Raw genomic sequence first — 18638 nt, 5'->3', positions numbered from 1 at the left:
CGACTCCGGGCAGCTTCGTGTGGACCTCCCCGACGGGGCGGGTCTACGAGCGCCGTGCCACCCCGCTGCTGCCCGACCTGGCCGACGTCCTGCGCTGACCGGCGCCCTCGTGGTGCTGCTGCGCGGCCCACTGCAGCAGCACCACGGTCTTGCCGTCGCAGATGCGGCCGTCGCGGCACATCTGCAGCGCGTCGGTGAGCGCCAGCTCGACCACCTCGATGTCCTCCCCCTCCTCGACCACGCCCCCGCCGTCGCCCGTGCGCGCAGACGGTGTGTACGGCGCCGCGCAGAAGTGCACGCGCTCCGTCACCGAGCCGGGGCTCATGAACAGGTCGAAGAGGTGCTCGACCTCGCCGAGCTCCACCCCCAGCTCCTCGGAGGCCTCTCGGCGGACGGCGGTCTCCGGGTCGTCCGCGTCCAGGAGCCCGGCAGCGGCCTCGAGGAGCATCCCGTCGGGGTGGCCGTTGGCGTAGGCGGGGTAGCGGAACTGCCGGGTGAGGAGCACGGTGCCGCGCTCGTCGTCGTAGGGCAGGAGGGTCGCGCCGTCGCCCCGGTCGTACGTCTCCCGCTGCTGGGTCTCCCAGGTGCCGTCGCGGCGGCGCAGGTCGAAGGTGGTGCGGCGCAGCACGTGCCAGCCGTCGGAGGTGACCTCGACGTCGCGGAAGACGACGCCCGGGTTCCCCGCCAGGCCGCGCCCGGCGCTGTCGAGGCCGGTGCGGCCCCGGCCGTCGGGGACGTCGACGCCCCGCCGTCCCCGGCCTGACAGCTCCGAGGCGGCCACGGGACGCGGGTCCTGGGTCATGGCAGGAACGTACAGGAACGTGCAAGAATCGCTGATAACGTGCAGAAGCAGTTCGACGGGGGAGAACGGCGTGCTGGCCGCTGAGCGACGTGACGACCTGCTGGCCCGGCTGGCCCGCGACGGCAAGGTGGTCGCCAAGGACGTGGCCGCCGAAGCTGGGGCTCTCGGAGGACAGCGTCCGCCGGGACCTGCGCGAGCTCGCCGCCGCCGGGCTGTGCCAGCGCGTCTACGGCGGGCCCTCCCGGTCTCCCCCGCCGTCGGCGACTACGCCGCCCGCGGGTCCGTCGCCGTCGACAGCAAGGCCCGGGTCGCCGCCCGGGCCGTCCAGCTCGTCCGGCCGGGCAGCACCGTGCTGCTCGACGGCGGGACGACGGCGCTCGCCCGTCGCCCGCGCCCTCCCCCGAGACCTGCGCTGCACGGTGGTGACGCACAGCCCGACGGTGGCCGCAGCCCTCGTCGAGCACCCCGCGGTCGACGTGTACGTGCTGGGCGGGCGCTGTTCAAGCACTCCGCCGTCACGTGCGGCGCCGCGGCCGTCGAGGCGGCGCAGGCCGTCTCGGCCGACCTGTTCCTCCTCGGCGTCACCGGCATCCACCCCGAGCAGGGGCTGACCACCGGCGACCCCGAGGAGGCGGCCATGAAGCGCGCGCTCGCCGCCCGCGCCGCCGACACCTACGTGCTGGCGTCGCGCGAGAAGGTCGGTGCCGCCTCGCCCTTCCAGGTGCTGCCCCTGGACGCCGTCGCCGGGGTCATCACCGACGCACCCCCGAGCGAGGTGCTCGACGGGCTCGCCGAGCGGGGTGTGGCGGTCCTCACCGCCCCGTGAGGACGTCGCGCCAGGAGTGCTCGGGCTCGTAGCCGAGCAGCTCGCGGGCCTTGTCGATGCTGTAGAAGGTCTCGTGCTCGCCCATCTCGCGGCGCACCTCCACGCCGTCGTAGAAGCGCTCGACGATCTCCTGCGTGGTGGCGGCGACCGACAGGTCGGCGTTGGCCACGTTGAACACCTGGTACCCGAGGCCGTCGGTCTGCAGCGCGCGCAGCGTCATCTGCCCCAGGTCGCGGGTGTCGATGTAGGCGAAGATGTTGCGCCGCCGCAGCGACGGGTCGGCGAGGAACGCGGGGAACGTCGACTCGTACTCGTGCGGCTCGATCACGTTGTTGATCCGCAGGCCGTAGACGTCGGCGGCCGGTGCGCGCCTGGAAGGACCGCGCGGTCGCCTCGCCGGCGACCTTCGACATGGCGTAGGAGTCCTCCGGCACCACGGGGTGCTCCTCGTCGACCGGCACGTACAGCGGCTTGCGCTCGCCGTGGGCGAAGCAGATGCCGTACGTCGTCTCCGACGAGGCGAAGACCACCTTGCGGATGCCGAGCCGGGTCGCCGCCTCCAGCACGTTGTAGGTGCTGACGATGTTGGTGGCGAAGGTGTGCGCGTCCCGGGGCGAGGAACTCGCTGGGGATCGCGGCGTAGTGGACGACGGCGTCGTACGACGAGCCCGTCGCCGACGGGCGAGCGGGAGACTCGAGGTCTTCGCCCGTGGGGGTCGCCGCCAGCGCCGAGTAGACCTGCCCGGTGTCCGTGAGGTCGACCCGCAGGTCTTGACGTCGGGGTGGCGCAGGGGCGTCAGGTCGGCGTTGGTGACCTGGTGGCCCTGGGAGGCGAGGAAGGGCGCCACGTGGTGCCCGGCCTTGCCGCTGCCGCCGGTGAAGAAGATGCGCATCCTCCGAGCCAACCACCGCCCGGGCCGGGCGGCACCCGGCGGGCCGTCACCGCTGACGGACGGGGCGGGCGTCGGCGGGAGGGGTTTCCGAACACCGCGGGGGTCGCGCTCGGGCGCGGTCTCGTCGGTGACGTGGGCGGCGCGCACCCTGTCGAGCCGGAACCAGCGCGGCGCCTCCCGCTCCCGGCACCAGCCGATGAGGTACCAGTGCTCGCCGGTGCGGACCAGCAGGTGGGGCTCCACGCGGCGGGCGAGTGGCCCGCCCCTCGCCGTCCTCGTACTCCAGGGCCACCACGCGGCGGTCGGCCAGCGCCCGCTCCAGCGCAGCGGTGGTGGTGGCGGTGGCGGTAGCGGCACCCGGCGCGGCGTCCTGGCCGCGCAGCCAGACGCGGGCGCCCAGCTCCTCGACCCGGCGCCGGTCGGCCGGGTGCATGACGTCGAGGAGCTTCTCCAGCGCCGCGCGGCCGTCCGCGGCCCAGGGCGCGCCCGCGGTGGAGAGCTGCGCCGCCAGCGCCGTGGCGAGGGCGACGGCCTGCGCCGGGGTGAGGTTGACCGGGGGCAGGGTGGCCTGCGCGTCGAGCACGTAGCCGCCCCCGGGACCGGCCTGCGCCCAGATCGGCAGGCCCGCCTGCTGCAGCGCCGCGACGTCGCGCTTGACGGTCCGGGTGCTCACCTCGAGCCACGCCGAGAGCCGGGCCGCGGTGCGGCCGCGGGGACCGGCGCGGCGCAGCTCCTCACCGAGCGCGTGCAGCCGTTCGGTGCGGTTCACGCCCACGACTCTGGCAGGTGCGACGACTCCGCCGAGGTCGGTGACAGCCCGTTGTCACCCGGGGCCTCCCACAGTGCTGTCCATGGCTGACATCGCGCTGTTCCACTCCGTCCTCGGGGGTCCGCCCCGGCATCCACGACGCCGCCCAGCGCCTGCGCGCGGCGGGCCACGAGGTGCTCGTGGTCGACCAGTACGAGGGGCGGGTCTTCGACGACTACGAGGAGGCGGGCGCGTTCAGCGGGTCCGTCGGCTACCCCGAGCTGGTGCGCCGCGGGCTGGAGGCCGTCGCCGACCTGCCCGACGGCCTCGTCGCAGCCGGGTTCTCCAACGGCGCGGCGATGGCCGAGGTCGTCGCCACCCAGCGCCGGTGCAGCGGGGCGCTGCTGCTCTCCGGCGCGCTGCCGCTCGGGATGCTCGGCGCCTCGTCCTGGCCCGCGGGCACCCCCGTGCAGGTCCACTACGCGGAGCACGACCCGTTCCGCCGCCAGGAGTGGGTCGACGCGCTCCTCGCCGACGTGAGTGCCAGCGGCAGCGGCGTCGAGCAGTTCGACTACCCGGGCGCCGGGCACCTGTTCACCGACCCGAGCCTGCCGGCGGAGCACGACCCCCGGGCGGCCGAGCTGCTGTGGGAGCGGGCCCTCGCCTTCCTCCAGCAGAGCGTGGACAGGACCGCCCGCCTCGACGGATGATCTCCGGGCCGAGGGCGCACCCGGGACCCGACGACGGACGGCGGAGCGATGACGAGCGGCCAGCGCGTGTTCTGGGCCGTCGTCGGCCTGGCGGTCGTCGGGCTCGTGGCGCTGTTCTTCGTGCTGCGCCACGGCGGCGAGCTCGAGCTGGAGGGTGGCGTGACGGCGTTCACCCTCCCCCCGTCCGCCGCTCGGGCCGACGGGGGGATCCCCGCCGGGGGGACGCTCGTCATCTCCCCGGGCGGGTGCCTCGCCGTCACGAACGGCCGCGGGGGCGCCGCGTTCCTCGCCCTCCCCTCGGGGACCCGCGCCGACGCGTCCGGCACGGCGGTGGTCACCGGCACGTCCCGGAGCACCGGCGAGGAGCAGCGGTACGCCGTCGGTGACGTCATCGAGGGGTCGGGCGGCCAGGTCGACGACAGCTCCTGGAGGAGCCGCGTCCACCAGTACTGGCCCGGCGCTCCCCGCGAGTGCCTCGACGCCCTGACGGGCTACGTGGCTATCCGGGGCACCGGGTGAGCGCGGCCTACGACAGCGGAGCGGGGAGCCCCTCGGCACCGACGACGGTCAGGCTCGTGACGGGCGCGCGTGAGGACGACGTAGAGGCGCTGCAGCCCGCGGGGCTCCGCCGCGACGACGGCGGCGGGGTCCACGACGACGACGTGGTCGTACTCGAGGCCCTTCGCGAGCCCCGCCGGGACGACCACGAGGTGGTCCGACGGCGTAGCGTCGACACCGAGCACCCCCGGGTGCAGGCCCGCGCCCCGCAGGACGGCGGCGGTGGCCGCGACGTCGTCGTCGGCGCAGATCACGGCGGTGGAGCCCTCCTGGCCCGCGCGGTCGACCACGGCGGCGACCAGGTCGTCCACCGGCCGCAGGCGCAGCGACCCGGGGGCGCGGCGCACCGCCCGGGGTGCGGGCAGCTCCGGGGCGATCGCCGGCAGCAGGCGCGCGGCGAGGTCGAGGACCTCGCCGGGCACGCGGTACCCGACGGTCAGGGGGCGGACTCCGGCCTGCGGACGGCCCAGGTGGGTCATCACCTCCGCCCACCGCCCCAGCGTGCAGGGGTGGGTGGCCTGCGCGAGGTCGCCCAGCACCGTCAGCGACCCGGTCCCCAGGCGCCGGCTGATCGCGCGGCACTGCATCGCGGTCAGGTCCTGCGCCTCGTCGACGACGACGTGCTCGTGGCTGGGCTGCCGCGTGAGCAGGCCCTCCACCTCGTCGAGCAGCACGACGTCCGCCGTCGTCCACGGCGCCCTGGCCTTCGAGCGCGGGGGCGCCTCCCACACGAGCAGGGCCTGCTCGGAGGGGTCGAGCACGCCGTCGGCCGCCCGCGCCAGCGCTGCGGGGTCGGTGAACAGGCCGATGAGCAGGGCGACGGCGGTGCGCGCGGGCCACGCGGCGTCGAGGAGCGCGCGCACCTCGCGGCTGCGCGCGGCGCGGGCGGTCTCGGCGTCGGTGGGGGTGTGGCCGGCGGCCTCCGCCCGGCGGCGGGCGTCCTCGGCCACCGCCATCCCCAGGCGGGTGCGGGCAGCGGTGTAGGAGACCTCCCGGCGCTCGGCGGGCGCGGCGACCTTGTCCCGCAGGGCGCGCACCGCGGCCGCGACCCGGTGCGCGGGCACCCGGTAGCGCCGGCCCGCCAGCACCAGGTGCACGTCGTCGACGGGCTCGCTGACCCCGCCGAGCAGCGCCCGGGCGAGCACCTCCGCCATGCGCGCGTCGCTCTTCACCGCCTCGGCGGCGGGCCCGTCGACGGCGCGCACCACGACCTCGGGGCCGAGCTCGGCGACGGTGCGCTGGACGACGTCGACCTCGCCCAGCGCCGGAGCACCTTCTCGATGTGCTCCAGGAAGGCCCTGTTGGGGCCGACCACGAGCACGCCGCTGCGGCGCAGGCGCTCGGCGTGGGTGTAGAGCAGGTAGGCCGCGCGGTGCAGCCCGACGGCGGTCTTGCCGGTGCCGGGGGCGCCCTGGATGCACACCGTCTCCTCGAGCGGGGCGCGGACGATCTCGTCCTGGTCGGGCTGGATGGTGGCGACGATGTCGCGCATCGGCCCGCTGCGGGGGCGCTCGATCTCCTGGACGAGCAGCGAGCCCGGTCCTCGCTCCTGCCCGTCGGTGAGGTCCTCGTCCTCGTAGCTGGTCAGCACCCCGCGGTCGAACCCGAAGCGGCGGCGGCCCAGCAGGCCCTGGGGGTCGGTGGCGCTGGCCTGGTAGTAGGTACGGCTCAGCGGTGCCCGCCAGTCGATGACCTGCGGCTCGCCCTCGGCGTCCGCCACGTGGCGGCGGCCGACGTGCAGCGCGCGCTCGGGCATCTCGAGGCGCCCGAAGAAGGGCGGGACGTCGGGCAGGTCCTCCAGGGCCCGCAGCCGCTCGGCGCGCTGGGCGCCCAGGCGCTCCGAGGCGTACGCGTCGCCGCCGACGTCGACCAGGGCCTCCGCCAGGCCCCGCATGTGGGCCAGGCAGGCGCCCACGTGGACCAGGAAGGTGCGCTCGGCCTCGAGGACGGGGTCGGTGTGGGGGTCGCCCATCAGCTGAACGCGGGCGGCGGCGCCCCGACCAGGCGGGCCCGGCGCCGGCGCGGGGTCAGGCGCACCGGGGGCAGGGGCGGCGAGGGGATGCGCTGCTCGGCGGTCCACCCCGGCACGGCGCCGAAGCGCTCGGCGCGGGCGTCGGGGTCCTCCCAGTCGGCGCGGGCGCGCTCGACGTCGTCGTGGGTGCGGCCGATGAAGTTCCAGAACATCACCAGGTCGTCGGTGGACGGCGTGCCGCCGAGCAGCAGCTGGCGGGCGCCGTCGGCGTGGCGCAGCCGCAGGCTCGACGCCCCCGGCGGGAGGTACCGCAGCGCCGGGGGCCCAGCGCCGGCTCCGTCGGTGTCGAGCGTCAGCAGGGCGTGCTCGTGGGCGGGGTCGACGGGGACCTCGACGTCGGCGCCCGGGTCGAGCACCACGTCGGCGCCCACGAGCCCCGGGGCCACGCGCGCCGGAGACGCAGCGGCGCCGGAGCCCTCCCCCAACGAGCCGACCAGCACGGTGGCCCGCGCACCCGCACCGGGTGATCCCTGGGCGCCGCGCGAGCCCGGGACCTCCAGCACGGGGAGCTCGCGCTGCTGCTCGAAGCGCGGCTCGTCGTCGTCCTGCTCCGGGGGCAGCACCACCCACAGCTGCACGGCGTGCATCAGGGGCTGCTCCCCCAGGGAGTCCTCGCTGTGGCTGACCCCGCGGCCCGCCGTCATGAGGTTCAGCTCACCCGGGCGCACGACGACGTCGCTGCCGACGCTGTCGCGGTGGAGGATCTCGCCGACCAGCGGCCAGGTCACCGTCTGCAGCGCGGTGTGGGGGTGGGGCTGCACGCGCATGTCGACGCGCTGCGGGCCGATCCTGTCGAGGAAGCACCAGGCTCCGACCGTCGGCAGCTCGCGGTGCGGCAGCCACCGGGTGACGCTCATGCCGCGGACGCCGCCCAGCGGCACCTCGCGCCCGTCCAGCAGCTGCTCCCCCTCGGCCATGCCGGTGAGTCTGCCGCAGGCCGCGGCGGCCAGACTCCTGCGCTGTGACACGCCTGACCCCAGCACTGCTCCTCCGCCGGTGCCGCCTCGTGGCGGACCGGCCGGGAGGACCCGACCTGGTCGACGTGCTCCTGGAGGGGGGCCGGGTGGCGTCGGTCCTCCCCGCCGGCACGGCTGCGCGCTCGGAGGGCCGACCGGCCGAGGTGGTGGACCTGGACGGCCGCTGGCTGCTCCCGGGTCTCTGGGACGAGCACGTGCACCTGGGCCAGTGGGCGCTGGTGCAGCGCCGCCTCGACGTCTCGGGGGCGACGAGCGCCGCCCACGCCGCGCAGCTGGTGCGCGAGCGGGCCGCCGCCGAGGCCGAGGCCGCGGTCGCAGGAGGCACCACCGGCGTGCTGGTCGGGTCGGGGTTCCGCGACGGCCTCTGGCCCGATGCGCCCTCGGCGGAGCTGCTCGACGGCGCCGTCGCCGGGGCCGGTGACCGCCCGGTGGTGCTGGTCTCGGGCGACCTGCACTGCGCGTGGCTGTCCAGCGCCGCGGCCCGCGACGTCGCCGGGCCGCTCGGCGTGGTGCCCGACGCGTGCGGTCTGGTCCGCGAGGAGGCCGCCTTCGCCGTCCAGCGGGCGCTGGCCGCCCTGGACGACGGCGCGCTCGACGCCGCCGTCGCCGCCGCGCTGGCCCGGGCCGCGAGCCTGGGGGTGGTGGGCGTCGTCGACCTGGAGATGACGGACTCCCCGGGCGGCACCGCCGCGGTGTGGGCCCGTCGGGTCGACGCCGCGGGGCGGACCGCCTCCGCGGGGCTGCGCGTCGAGGCCGGCACGTATCCCCAGCACCTGGAGGAGGCGGTGGCCCTCGGGGTGCGCAGCGGGCTTCCCCTCGCAGGCGCGCCGGGCGCGAGCTCGCTGGTGGTGGGCGGCCCGCTGAAGGTCATCACCGACGGCTCGCTCGGCACCCGCACCGCCTGCTGCCTCGACGCCTACCCCGGCCGCACCGGACCGGGCAGCCACGGCGAGCTCACCTGGCCGCTGGAGCAGCTCGTGCCCCTGCTGCGCCGGGGCCGCGCGGCGGGGCTGGTGCCCGCCGTCCACGCCATCGGTGACGCAGCGGTGCGCACGGCCCTCGACGCCCTGGAGGCCGCGGGCCCGTGGCCGGCCGGAGGGCGCGGCGCCCGCATCGAGCACGCCCAGCTGGTGGCCGACGACGACGTGCCGCGCTTCGCGGCGCTCGGGGTGACCGCCAGCGCGCAGCCCGCCCACCTCCTCGACGACCGCGAGACCGCCGAGGTGCACTGGCCCGGCCGCACCCACCGGGCGTTCCCGCTGCGCTCGCTGCTCGACGCCGGCGCCCGGCTCGCGCTGGGGTCCGACGCCCCCGTCGCCGCCCTCGACCCGTGGCTGGCGATGACCGCCGCCGTCGCGCGCAGCTGGCACCCGGAGCAGGCCGTCACGCCGCTGGAGGCGCTGACCGCCTCCACGCGGGGTCGGTCGGCGGTGGCTGCGGGCGACCCCGCCGACGTCGTCGCCGTCGACGACGAGCCCCTGGCGCTCCTGGACGCCGGGCGCCGCCCCGGGGTGGCGCTCACCGCGGCGGCGGGCCGCGTCGTGCACGACGCGGTCTGAGATCCCGCGCGGCGTGGCGCCGACGGGATCGCTCGCGCCCGACCTACCGTGATCGCGACCAGCCACCACCGGCCACCACGAGGGCGCCGGACCGCACCGACCAGGGGGACCCGTGGCACGCGACCGTTCGATCGACCTCACGGTGTTCGCCGAGACCGCCCTCCAGGCGCGCTCGTCCGTCCCCGCCCCGCGCTACCCGTCGTGGACCGAGCTGGGCCTGCCCGAGGGCGAGCACCTCCTCGACCCCGAGCCGGAGCCGGTGGTCCGCCGCCGCGACCGCCGCGCCGCGATGGCCGCCGAGGCGACCGTCGCCGCCCCCGCCGCCGCGCCCGCCGCCGCGCCCGCCGCCGCGCCCGCGGCCCCGGTCGTGGTCCCGCGCTTCGCGGCTCCGGCTCCGTCCGCCGCCCCCGTGCGCCCGCAGCTGCAGGACGTCGACGGCTACTACGCCGACGCCTACGACGACCACTACGACGACGACGACGCCGCCGCCGACGACCAGGGCGACGAGCGCTACGGCACCCGCTACGACGACCGGTACGACGTCGACCGCGCGCCCCAGCGGACCTCGGCCTGGACCTGGGTGCTCGTGGCCGTCGCCGTCCTGCTCTCAGGCGCGATCGGCTTCGTGCTCGGCTCCTCCACGAGCGGCCCCGCCGCCGGCGCCGTCGGTGGTGCGGTCGGGGGCGTGACCTCGGTCGCGGACCAGGCGCAGCAGACCGCCGAGCAGCAGCTGTCGACCGCCGAGCAGGTCCAGGCCGGGCTCGAGCAGGCCGCGGCCACCGCCGACCAGGCCCGCGAGGCCGCCACCGGAGCCGCGCAGACCGCCCAGAGCGCCGCGTCCGCCGTCGCCTCGGCCCGGCCCTCGGCTGCGGCGCAGCCCTCCGCGCGGCCCTCGACGAACGGTGACGAGCCCGCCACCGCCGACGCGGCGGGGATGCCCGCCCAGGACAGCGCCCCCGCCCCGACCGCCGCACCGGCCCCCGCCTCGGGCTCAGGGTCGGGCTCCGGGTCGGACTCCGGCTCCGGCTCGTCCGGCAGCGGTGACGCCGCTCCCGCCGCCGACGGCGGGATGCCCGCCGCGGGCTGAGCGGACTAGACGAGCAGGGCGCGCACCGCCTCGACGTCGTCGGCCTGGTCGGCGGTCTTGTCGGGGCGGTAGCGCAGCACCCGGGCGAACCGGAGCGCCACACCGCCGGGGTAGCGGGTGCTGCGCTGGGCGCCGTCGACGGCCACCTCGACCACCAGCTCCGGCCGCAGCTCCAGTCCCCAGCGGTGCTCGGCGGTCGCGAGGCCCGGGAAGGTCGCGGTCTGCCAGGCGAGCAGCGCGTCGGTCATGCCCTTGAACGTCTTGCCGACCACCAGCGGCGCGCCGCCGCCGGGGTCGCGGGCAGCGAGGTGGATGTTCGACAGCGAGCCGGTGCGCCGCCCGTAGCCCCACTCGGCGCCCACGACCAGCAGGTCGAGGGTGTGCACCGGCTTCACCTTCTGCCAGGCGCGGCCGCGGCGGCCGGCGGCGTAGGGCGCCGCGAGGTCCTTGACGACGACGCCCTCGTGGCCGTCGGCCAGGGCCCGCTCCAGCACGGCGGCGGCCTCGTCAGCGCTGGCCCCCCGGGCTCCGGGCATCCGCAGCGGCGCGTGCCCGGGGGCGGCGAGCAGCCCGTCGAGCGCGACGAGGCGGGCGGCGAGGGGCTCGTCGAGCAGGTCGCGCCCGTCGAGGTGCAGCAGGTCGAAGAAGAACGGGGAGAGCAGCACCTCCGAGCCCTCGTCGCTGCCGAAGCGGCTCATCGTGTCCTGGAACGGGCGGGGGCGGCCGTCGTCGTCCAGGGCGAGGGTCTCGCCGTCGAGCACCGCGGTCTCGCAGGGCAGCGCGAGCACCTGCGCGGCCACCTCGGGCAGGCCGTCGGTGACCTCGCGGAGAGTGCGCGTCCACACCCGCACCGGCACGTCGGCGCCGCGGTCGAGGTGCACCTGGATCCGGGCGCCGTCGAGCTTGGGCTCGACGACGACGTCGAGGGCGCGCTGCGCGGCGTCGGCGAGCACGTCCTCCAGCGTGCCGCCGGGGCTCGCGAGCATCGGGTGCACCGGCCGGCCGACCTCCAGGCGCACCGCCTCCAGCGCCTCCGCCCCGCCGTTGAGCGCCGCGTGCGCGGTGGTGGGCAGGCTCCCGGACAGCATCGCCGCCCGCCGGACCAGCGCCGCCGGAGCGCCGGAGGCCTGCGCCACGGCGTCGAGCACCACGGCCTCCAGCGCACCCTGGCGCAGCTCGCCGGTGAGGAGGCGCACGAGGAAGGAGCGCTCGTCGGCCGTCGCGGGGGCGAACAGCTCGTCGAGCAGCGCGCCGCGGCGGGCGGCGGCGCCGGCCCCGGCGGTGGTGGCGAGCCCGTCGAGCAGCGCGTCGACGGCGACGACGTCGAGCGGGGCGCTCCCCTCCGCCGTCGTCGTGCCCGGCGCCGGCTCGGCGTGGGAGCTCAGGGTGCGCCACCCCACGCCGACCTTGCGCTGGCGCGGCTCCCCCGCCAGCCAGCTCGCGACCACCGCGCACTCGGCCGGCTCGGCGCGCGCCAGCAGCGCGGCCACCACCCGCGTCTTGGCGGTCCGCGAGCGCGTGGCGCCCACCTCGCGCGACGCGTCGACGACCTCGCTGAGCAGCACCCGCTGATCGTGGCCGGTGGTCGCAGCGGGCGCATGCGGACCGCCCAGCCGGCTCACAGCCCGCGGGCCGACGGTGTGGTGATGACGACGACGCCTCTGACGACACCGGCCGACACCGCACGCGTCGTCGTGGAGCGGGGGTCGTTGGGTGACGTCAACGCGGCGGCGCGCCTGGTGCAGCCGCCGGCGGGGGTGGTCGCGGACGCCGGGGAGTCCGAGGGCCTGCTGCGGCTCGGGCTCGCGCACCTGTCGCTGACGTCCGGCGGGCTGTGGGTGCTGCGCGCGCGGCACGGTCGTGGCCCGCTCACCTCAGCGGCGGCGCTGCTGCCGCCGGGCGGGCACCCGGACGTCAGCGCCATGGCGTGGATGGCGCACGTGCAGCTGGGGCTCGACCCCCTGCCCGGCGGTGAGGCGCGGGAGGCGCAGACCGCCTGGGTGCTGCTGCCGCCCCAGCAGCTCGCGGGCGCTGCTGCCCTGGTCGGCGCGGCGCTGGCCGCCGTCGGGAGCGCCCGGCGGGTGGTCAGCCCGGTGCCGTCGCACCCGGCGGTGGCGGCGCTGCTCCGCGAGCGCGGCTTCGCACCCGACGCCGTGCCGGGGCTCCTGCGGCTGAACGGCTGACGCGCTGCTGCGACCGGGTGGGCGTGACGATCTTGGGCTCAACCGGGTCGGGGGCGTCCCCGATGCCCGGTGCGAGATCGACCCGAGCCCCGGGCCGGCCCCTGCCTGAAGGACGTCCGCCCATGACCTCCCCCTCCGCTGCGGTGCGCACCGCCCCCGTCCCCCACCAGCGCCGCGACCTGAGCGGCTTCGACTTCGTCGCCGTCGACGTCGAGACCTGGAACAACCGCGAGGGCTCGGTCTGCGCGGTGGGACTGGCCGTGGTGCGCGGCGGTGCCGTCGTCGACGAGTACTCCGCGCTGTGCCGCCCCGACGGCGCGTTCGGCGAGGCCGACTACCGCCACATGGCCGCGAACAAGCTGCAGCTGGGCGACCTGTACCACGCGCAGTCGTTCGCCGACCTCTTCGAGACGGTCAGCGCCTTCGTGGGCGACCTGCCCGTCGTGGCGCACGACGCCGAGGCCGACGCCGCGCACCTGGCGCGCGCCTGCGAGGTCGCCGAGGTCGCCGCCCCGTCGTGGGAGTGGCACTGCACCGAGACGATCGCCCGCGAGGTGCTGGGCCTGCACAGCTCGGCGCTGCCCGACGTCGCCGCCGCCCTCGGCCTGCCCCGCTTCACGCTGCACGAGGCCGGCGCGGACGCCCGCGCCACCGCGGGCGTGCTGCTGGGCCTGGCCGCGAGGGCCGGCGCCGTCCGCCTGGGGCACCTGCCCCGCTGACCACCTCGCCTGCTGGGGTGGTCAGCTCCCGGGCGACCACCCCAGCAGCGGTCCGAGCCGCTCGGCGACGTCGGTGAGGATCTGCTCGTAGTCCTCGCGCTCGAAGCTGAACGGCAGCGCGAACACCGCCTCCCGCACCTCGCGGAAGCCGGCGTGCTCCCAGAGCTGGTCGGCGATCTCCTCGGAGGTGCCGACGAGGTCCCGCGCGAAGAGCAGGCGCCCCGGCCCCACGGGGGCGGCCGTCCGCTCGTCGCGCGCGGCGGCGTACTCGCGGTACCGCGCCGCCTGCGCGGGCGTGGCCGAGTCGGTCGGGACGACCACCAGCCCCTGCGACGCCCGCGCCCGCTCCCCGTCGGGGTGCGCCGCGCGGAAGGCCCGCACCTGCTCGGCCTGGATCGCGGCGAAGTCCCACCCGCCCAGCGGCTCGTCGGCAGGAGCGCGCACCACCGAGGACGTCAGCAGGTTCAGCCCCTGCTCCCCCGCCCACTGCGCCGAGGCGAGGCTGCCCGCGCCGCACCAGGTGCGCGCCGCGAGCGTCGGTACGTGGGGCTGCACCCGCGAGGAGAACACCTCGCTGCCCTGCACGCCCGCCGTGCCCGCCGTCGCCCCGCGCAGCAGGGCGAGGAGCCGCTCGCCGCGGCGGTGGCTGAAGTCCTCCAGCTCGGCGGTGTCGGGGTAGAGCGACTCCCACACGTCGTCGTAGCGCATCGGGGTGCCGGTGGAGAACCCCGGGTTCAGCCGCCCGCGCGCGAGAACGTCGACCGTGGCCCAGTCCTCGGCGACGCGCAGCGGGTTCTCGAACCCCAGCGGCGTGACGGCCGTTCCCAGCTCGATGCGGGTGGTGCGCTGCGTGGCGGCCGCGAGCACGGCGACCGGTGAGGAGATGCCGGGCTGGAGGTGGCGGTGGCGCAGCCAGGCGGAGTCGTACCCGAGGCGCTCGCCGAGCTCGATGACGCGCAGGACCTCCTCGTGGCCGGGGCCCGGGTCGTCCTCGGCGAAGGTCCCGATGGTGAGGAAGCCGAGCCGCTCCAGCGGCTCTCCCTGAGCTGGCACCCCGCCACGCTAGCCCGCGCCCCCACCACCCGCCGCGGTCAGGAGCGCGCCGACGAGCGGGTGCTGCTCCCGCCCCGCGCTGGGCGGCGGCCCGGTCAGCACCAGGCGGCGGCGCAGCTCGGGCTCCAGCGGCACCAGGCGCGCCCCGCGAGGCACGAGCGGCGCCGCCAGCTCGGGGACGACGGCGACGCCGTCTCCTCGCGCGACCATCGCCAGCAGCGACGGCAGCCCCGCCACCTCGGCGACCGGGCGGAACGGCAGGCCCGTCGAGCGGTGCAGCGCCCTCAGCTGCACCTGGCACCCCCCGCCGCTGGAGAGCAGGCGCTCCGCCACGAGCTCCTCGAGGTGCACCGACGCCCGCACCGCCAGCGGGTGGTCAGCGGGGACGACGGCGCGCAGGAGGTCGCCGGCGAGCTCGACGGCGCCGGGGCCGAGGTCGCGGTCGTCGGGGTCGACGAGCACCGCGGCGTCGGCCAGGCCGGCGTCGAGCCAGTCGGGCAGCTCGGGGTCGTCGCCCTCGACCACCTCGACGGTGACCGCGGGGAGCTGCTGCGCCCAGGTCTGGAGCAGGCGCGGTACGAGGCCCGCCCTCACCGACGGCACGACCGCCAGCCGCACGGTGCCGTGCGGTGCGCCCCGGTGCTCGGCAGCGGCGGCGACCACGGCGTCCAGCGACGCGAGGGCCGCGAGCGCGTGCGGCAGCACCGCGGAGCCCAGGTCGGTGAGCCGGCCGGAGCGCCGGTCGAGGACCACCCCGCCGACCTCGACCTCCAGCGCCTTCACCGCTCCGGAGACCGCCGGCTGGGACACGCGCAGCGCGTCGGCCGCCGCGGAGAACGACCCGTGGCGCTCCACCGCCGCCAGGGCGCGCAGCTGCGCTGGGGTCAGAGCCAGAGGGAGATCTTATGGATGACGCGGCGCGGTTCTTGGCGCCGAGGCGCGCGCGGGGGGCAGGCTCGTCGTCGTGCCCAGCTCCACCGCTCCCACCACTCGGCCCCGCGCCGGCGTCCTCGCGGCGTACGCGGCGCTCGCCCTCGTCTGGGGCAGCAGCTTCCTGCTCATCAAGGTGGCCCTCACGGGCTTCGACGTCACGCAGGTGGCGGTCGGGCGCATCGCCCTGGGGGCGCTGACCCTGGTGGTGCTCATGGCGGTCAGCCGCACGGCGTGGCCCCGCGAGAGGTCGCTCGTCGGCCACCTCGCCGTCGTCGGCGTCCTGCTGTGCCTCGCGCCGTTCCTGCTCTACTCGTGGGCCGGGCAGCACCTGCCGTCGGGGCTGTCGGCCATCCTCAACGCCACGACCCCGATCTGGACGGCGCTGGCCGTCACCGCCGCGGTGCGCAGCGAGCGGCTCACCCGCGGGCAGGTCGCGGGGGTGGCGCTCGGCGTGGTGGGCGTGGCCGTCGTCATGGGGCTGTGGCGGGTGGTGGACGACGCCGCGTTCGCGAGCTCCCTGCCGGCGCAGGCCGCGTGCCTGGGCGCGACCGCCTGCTACGGCGCGGGGTTCGCGTGGATGCGGCGGTTCGTCACCGGGCGGCACGCGCACGGGCCGCTGGCCGTCGCGACGGGCCAGGTGGGGATCGCCGCGGTGCTGGGGCTGCTGCTCGCCGGGGTGCTGGCGGTGGTGGGCGGCGGCCCGGTGCTGCCCGCGGTCGCGCCCCCGGCCGCCGCTGTCGGCGCCCTGGTGGCGCTCGGCGCGCTGGGCACCGGACTCGCGTACGTGTGGAGCACCCGGGTGCTCGCGGAGTGGGGGTCGCTGGCGGCCTCGAGCGTCACGTACCTGACGCCGGTGGTCGGTGTCGTCGCAGGCGTGCTGGTCCTGGGCGAGCACCTGACCTGGAACGAGCCGGTCGGAGCGGTGGTCGTGGTGGTCAGCGTGCTGCTGGCCCAGGGCCGCCTGCGCCTGCCCCGCTGGACCAGGACCCCGCTCGCCACCCCCTCGCCGTGATCATGGGCGGTCGCCACCCTGCCGAGGTGGCCGACCGCCCATGATCACGGCGGGGGCGGGGTCAGAGGACGGTGGCGAGGGCGTCGAGGAGGCGGGTGACGTCGTCGTCGCTGGTGTAGGGGGCCATGCCGACGCGGATGCCGCCCAGGGGGTCGTCGCCCAGGACCCCGGCGGTGCGCAGGCGCCCGAAGGGCTCCCACGCGTAGAAGTGCCCCGCGGGCGCGAGCACCCGCTGCGCCGCGAGCGCCGCGGCGACCTCGCCGGCGGGGCGGCCGGGGGTGGAGAAGTACAGCGTCGGCGTGCGGCGCTCCGCGCGGCTGTGGACGACGGCGGCGTCGCCGAGGCTCGCGAGCCCCTCCTCGGTGCGGACGCGCAGCCGGGTCTCGTGCGCGTCGGTCGCCTCGAAGGCCGCCACCAGCCGCTCGCGCCGAGACGCCCCCGGGGCCGCGACGCCGAGGGAGGCGAGCACGTCGACGGCGGCGGTGGTCCCGGCGAGGTGCTCGTAGGGCAGCGTCCCCAGCTCGAAGCGTTCGGGCACCGCGTCGGTCGACGGCGCGAGCTTGTCGGGGTGCAGGCGCTCCAGCAGCTCCGGGCGCGCCGCGAGCACCCCGTGGTGGGGGCCGAGGAGCTTGTACGGCGAGCAGACCCAGAAGTCGGCCCCGCTCGAGCGCAGGTCGGGCAGGTGGTGGGCGGTGGCGTGCACGCCGTCCACCCAGAGCAGGGCGCCGACGGCGTGCGCCGCCGCTGCGATGCGCTCCAGGTCGGGCCGGGTGCCCAGCAGGTTCGAGGCCCCCGTGACGGCGACGAGCACCGTCCGCTCCGTGAGCACCGACTCGTCGATGACCAGCTCACCGGTGGCGGTGTCGACGTCGAGCCAGCGCACCACCGCGCCCGCGCGCGCCGCGGCCTGCACCCAGGGCCGGACGTTCGCGTCGTGGTCGAGCCGGGAGAGCACCACCTCGGCGCCGTCGGGCCAGGTGGCGGCCAGGGTGCGGGAGAAGTCGTAGGTCAGCGCCGTGGCCGAGCGGCCGTGGACGACGCCGGCCGGGTCGGCCCCCAGCAGGTCGCCCACCGCGGCGCGGAACGCGGCGACGGCGTCCTCGGCGTTGCGCTGCGACGGCGCGGAGGTCCCCCGGTTCGACAGCGGCCCGACCAGCGCGGCGGCCACCGCCTCACCCACCTCGCGGGGCGTCTGCGTGCCGCCGGGCGCGTCGAACAGCGCCCACCCCTCGCCGGCGGGGCCGAGGGAGGGGAAGCGGGAGCGCAGGGCGTCGACGTCGTAGGCGGTGCTCACCCCGCGCAGTCTGGCTGACCCCCGGTGTGCGGTGGGCACCCCGGGGTAGGGACGCCCCGAGACGGTGGAGCCCGCGCCGGTGCGGTCCCCAGCCCCCAGGAGCACCCCGTGGCGAACCCCCGCCGGAACGGCCTGACGTCCGTGGCCGACCAGACCGAGGAGCAGCGCGGTGGCCCCGGCAGCATCCTGTCGCGCCAGAGCGCCGACCACCGCGCGCTCGACGACCTGATGCGCGCCCACGACGCCGCGACCGACCCCGACGAGCGCGGCCAGGTCCTCGCCGAGCTCGGCGAGCGGGCGCTGCGGCACGCCTTCGCCGAGGAGACCGTGCTCTTCCCCGCCTACCGCAGGCACCTGCCCGGTGCCGGTTCCGGTGACGAGCTCACCGCCCACATCGAGGGCGACCACCAGGAGGTCAACGACCTGCTGCGCGACCTGCAGCGCACCGACCCCGCTCCGACGGCTACGACGAGGCGGTGGCCCGGGCGTTCGCGGCCATCCGCCACGACGCGCACGACGAGGAGGACGACCTGCTGCCCCGCCTCCAGCAGGTGGCCGACGACGACGAGCTGCGAACCATAGGCGCGGCGTGGGAGGCGGCACGGGTGGCCTCCCCCACGCGCCCCCACCCCCGGGTCTCGCGGCGCCCGCCGTGGAACGCCCTCGCGGCGGTCGGCCTGGCGGTCTCCGACCGCGCGAAGGACGCGCTCGACGCCGCCGCCCCCGTGGGCACCGGGCGGCGCACGGTCGCAGCGGGCCTGCTGGGCGGAGCGGTCGGCGTCGTCGTCATGACGCTGTCGGAGAAGGCGGAGCAGGCGGTGACGGGACGGCCGCCGTCGTTCGTGCCGGCCCACGCGCTGCAGGGGGTGCTGGGGCGGGAGGTCCGCGACAGCACGCCGTGGAACTGGGCGATGCACTACGGGCAGGGCGCCGCCGTGGGCGTCCTGCGAGCGCTGCTCGCCGAGCGCGGGGTGCGCGGGCCGACCGCGTGGCCCGTCTTCACGGCGGTGCGCCTGGCCACGGACCAGACCGTCGAGAACGGCACCGGCGTGGGGACCCCGCCGTGGACGTGGTCGCGCACCGACCTCGTGGTCGACGTGGCGCACAAGGCCGTCTACGCGCTCGTGACCGGCGTCGTGGTCGACAGGGTGCTGCGCCGCTGACGGCGCGGCCGACCGGTCTCCACAGGTCCTCCACATCCCCGGCACGCCACCTCCGCCACCTCACGGCCGGCGCTCCCTAGCCTCTCCGT

The 18638-nt window shown here is 77.1% G+C and carries 15 protein-coding genes and 5 pseudogenes; 10 read left to right on the top strand and 10 right to left on the bottom strand.

Features of this window, described 5'->3' with window-relative positions; genetic code table 11:
- Positions 1–43: 43 nt before the first annotated feature.
- Positions 44–802 carry an NUDIX domain-containing protein gene (locus F1641_RS13805; RefSeq protein WP_194906494.1) on the bottom strand — a complete coding sequence of 253 codons (759 nt, stop codon included), beginning with the start codon at positions 800–802 and terminating at the stop codon, positions 44–46.
- Positions 803–872: 70 nt separating this feature from the next.
- Between F1641_RS13805 and F1641_RS13800 the strand changes: the two are divergent.
- Positions 873–1628, top strand: a pseudogene (locus F1641_RS13800) (DeoR/GlpR family DNA-binding transcription regulator).
- On the opposite strand, the pseudogene F1641_RS23910 reads toward F1641_RS13800, so the two are convergent.
- From F1641_RS23910 to F1641_RS23900, 3 pseudogenes are all read right to left on the bottom strand, one after another.
- A pseudogene (locus F1641_RS23910) lies at positions 1615–2521 on the bottom strand (NAD-dependent epimerase/dehydratase family protein). The pseudogenes F1641_RS13800 and F1641_RS23910 overlap by 14 nt on opposite strands.
- A gap of 162 nt (positions 2522–2683) precedes the next feature.
- Positions 2684–2764, bottom strand: a pseudogene (locus F1641_RS23905) (WYL domain-containing protein); the annotation flags it as partial.
- 400 nt (positions 2765–3164) lie between these two features.
- Positions 3165–3290, bottom strand: a pseudogene (locus F1641_RS23900) (transcriptional regulator); the annotation flags it as partial.
- Between the two features lie 173 nt (positions 3291–3463).
- Between F1641_RS23900 and F1641_RS13785 the strand changes: the two are divergent.
- Both F1641_RS13785 and F1641_RS13780 read left to right on the top strand, forming a co-directional pair.
- On the top strand, positions 3464–3979 hold the full coding sequence (locus F1641_RS13785) for a dienelactone hydrolase family protein (protein ID WP_309225602.1): 516 nt from the start codon (positions 3464–3466) through the stop codon (positions 3977–3979).
- Positions 3980–4027: 48 nt separating this feature from the next.
- Positions 4028–4498 (top strand): hypothetical protein, encoded by a 471-nt coding sequence (locus F1641_RS13780; protein ID WP_194906492.1) that lies wholly within the window; start codon positions 4028–4030, stop codon positions 4496–4498.
- 7 nt (positions 4499–4505) lie between these two features.
- Here F1641_RS13780 and F1641_RS23895 read toward each other — a convergent pair.
- A pseudogene (locus F1641_RS23895) lies at positions 4506–6509 on the bottom strand (HelD family protein).
- The gene (locus tag F1641_RS13770) at positions 6509–7486 is read right to left on the bottom strand and encodes a pirin family protein (protein WP_194906490.1); all 978 of its coding nucleotides are present in this window, start codon (positions 7484–7486) and stop codon (positions 6509–6511) included. Before F1641_RS13770 ends, F1641_RS23895 begins: the two are co-directional and overlap by 1 nt.
- 44 nt (positions 7487–7530) lie before the next feature.
- On the opposite strand from F1641_RS13770, the gene F1641_RS13765 reads away from it, so the two are divergent.
- Together F1641_RS13765 and F1641_RS13760 are read left to right on the top strand one after the other, a co-directional pair.
- Complete coding sequence (locus F1641_RS13765; RefSeq protein ID WP_206691181.1) at positions 7531–9105, top strand: amidohydrolase family protein; 1575 nt, start codon at positions 7531–7533, stop codon at positions 9103–9105.
- A gap of 112 nt (positions 9106–9217) precedes the next feature.
- Positions 9218–10192 carry a hypothetical protein gene (locus tag F1641_RS13760; RefSeq protein WP_194906488.1) on the top strand — a complete coding sequence of 325 codons (975 nt, stop codon included), beginning with the start codon at positions 9218–9220 and terminating at the stop codon, positions 10190–10192.
- A 5-nt stretch (positions 10193–10197) separates the two neighbouring features.
- Here the strand turns inward: F1641_RS13760 and F1641_RS13755 are convergent, their stop codons facing one another.
- Positions 10198–11757, bottom strand: a complete 1560-nt coding sequence (locus F1641_RS13755) for an ATP-dependent DNA ligase (protein ID WP_194906486.1) — start codon at positions 11755–11757, stop codon at positions 10198–10200.
- Between the two features lie 81 nt (positions 11758–11838).
- Between F1641_RS13755 and F1641_RS13750 the strand changes: the two genes are divergently transcribed.
- Both F1641_RS13750 and F1641_RS13745 read left to right on the top strand, forming a co-directional pair.
- Complete coding sequence (locus F1641_RS13750; RefSeq protein ID WP_194906484.1) at positions 11839–12375, top strand: hypothetical protein; 537 nt, start codon at positions 11839–11841, stop codon at positions 12373–12375.
- Positions 12376–12497: 122 nt separating this feature from the next.
- On the top strand, positions 12498–13094 hold the full coding sequence (locus F1641_RS13745; RefSeq protein ID WP_194906483.1) for an exonuclease domain-containing protein: 597 nt from the start codon (positions 12498–12500) through the stop codon (positions 13092–13094).
- Between the two features lie 21 nt (positions 13095–13115).
- Here F1641_RS13745 and F1641_RS13740 read toward each other — a convergent pair whose 3' ends face one another.
- Together F1641_RS13740 and F1641_RS13735 are read right to left on the bottom strand one after the other, a co-directional pair.
- Positions 13116–14147: an LLM class flavin-dependent oxidoreductase gene (locus F1641_RS13740; protein WP_194906481.1), complete on the bottom strand. Its 1032-nt coding sequence runs from the start codon at positions 14145–14147 to the stop codon at positions 13116–13118.
- A 9-nt stretch (positions 14148–14156) separates the two neighbouring features.
- Positions 14157–15011, bottom strand: coding sequence for a LysR family transcriptional regulator (locus tag F1641_RS13735; protein ID WP_375541493.1), 855 nt, complete (start codon positions 15009–15011; stop codon positions 14157–14159).
- 100 nt (positions 15012–15111) lie between these two features.
- Here F1641_RS13735 and F1641_RS23320 point away from each other — a divergent pair, with 100 nt between their 5' ends.
- Positions 15112–16092: a DMT family transporter gene (locus tag F1641_RS23320; protein WP_194906480.1), complete on the top strand. Its 981-nt coding sequence runs from the start codon at positions 15112–15114 to the stop codon at positions 16090–16092.
- 61 nt (positions 16093–16153) lie between these two features.
- Here F1641_RS23320 and F1641_RS13725 read toward each other — a convergent pair whose 3' ends face one another.
- On the bottom strand, positions 16154–17386 hold the full coding sequence (locus F1641_RS13725; protein WP_194906478.1) for a cysteine desulfurase-like protein: 1233 nt from the start codon (positions 17384–17386) through the stop codon (positions 16154–16156).
- A gap of 108 nt (positions 17387–17494) precedes the next feature.
- On the opposite strand from F1641_RS13725, the gene F1641_RS13720 reads away from it, so the two are divergent.
- Complete coding sequence (locus F1641_RS13720; RefSeq protein WP_194906476.1) at positions 17495–17968, top strand: hemerythrin domain-containing protein; 474 nt, start codon at positions 17495–17497, stop codon at positions 17966–17968.
- Complete coding sequence (locus F1641_RS13715) at positions 17863–18549, top strand: hypothetical protein (RefSeq protein ID WP_194906474.1); 687 nt, start codon at positions 17863–17865, stop codon at positions 18547–18549. The genes F1641_RS13720 and F1641_RS13715 overlap by 106 nt, the downstream gene beginning before the upstream one ends.
- Positions 18550–18638 lie beyond the last annotated feature (89 nt).

The organism is Quadrisphaera sp. INWT6 (genome assembly GCF_015390235.1).
In the GTDB taxonomy this organism is placed as follows: Bacteria; Actinomycetota; Actinomycetes; order Actinomycetales; family Quadrisphaeraceae; genus Quadrisphaera.
Note: the sequence above shows the minus strand (reverse complement) of the source record. Positions and strands in the feature narration are given on the sequence as shown.

Coding starts and splice junctions, on each gene's coding strand:
- F1641_RS13805 (WP_194906494.1), bottom strand. CDS start 802: ATGACCCAGGACCCGCGTCCCGTGGCCGCCTCGGAGCTGTCAGGCCGG.
- F1641_RS13780 (WP_194906492.1), top strand. CDS start 4,028: ATGACGAGCGGCCAGCGCGTGTTCTGGGCCGTCGTCGGCCTGGCGGTC.
- F1641_RS13770 (WP_194906490.1), bottom strand. CDS start 7,486: ATGGCCGAGGGGGAGCAGCTGCTGGACGGGCGCGAGGTGCCGCTGGGC.
- F1641_RS13750 (WP_194906484.1), top strand. CDS start 11,839: ATGACGACGACGCCTCTGACGACACCGGCCGACACCGCACGCGTCGTC.
- F1641_RS13745 (WP_194906483.1), top strand. CDS start 12,498: ATGACCTCCCCCTCCGCTGCGGTGCGCACCGCCCCCGTCCCCCACCAG.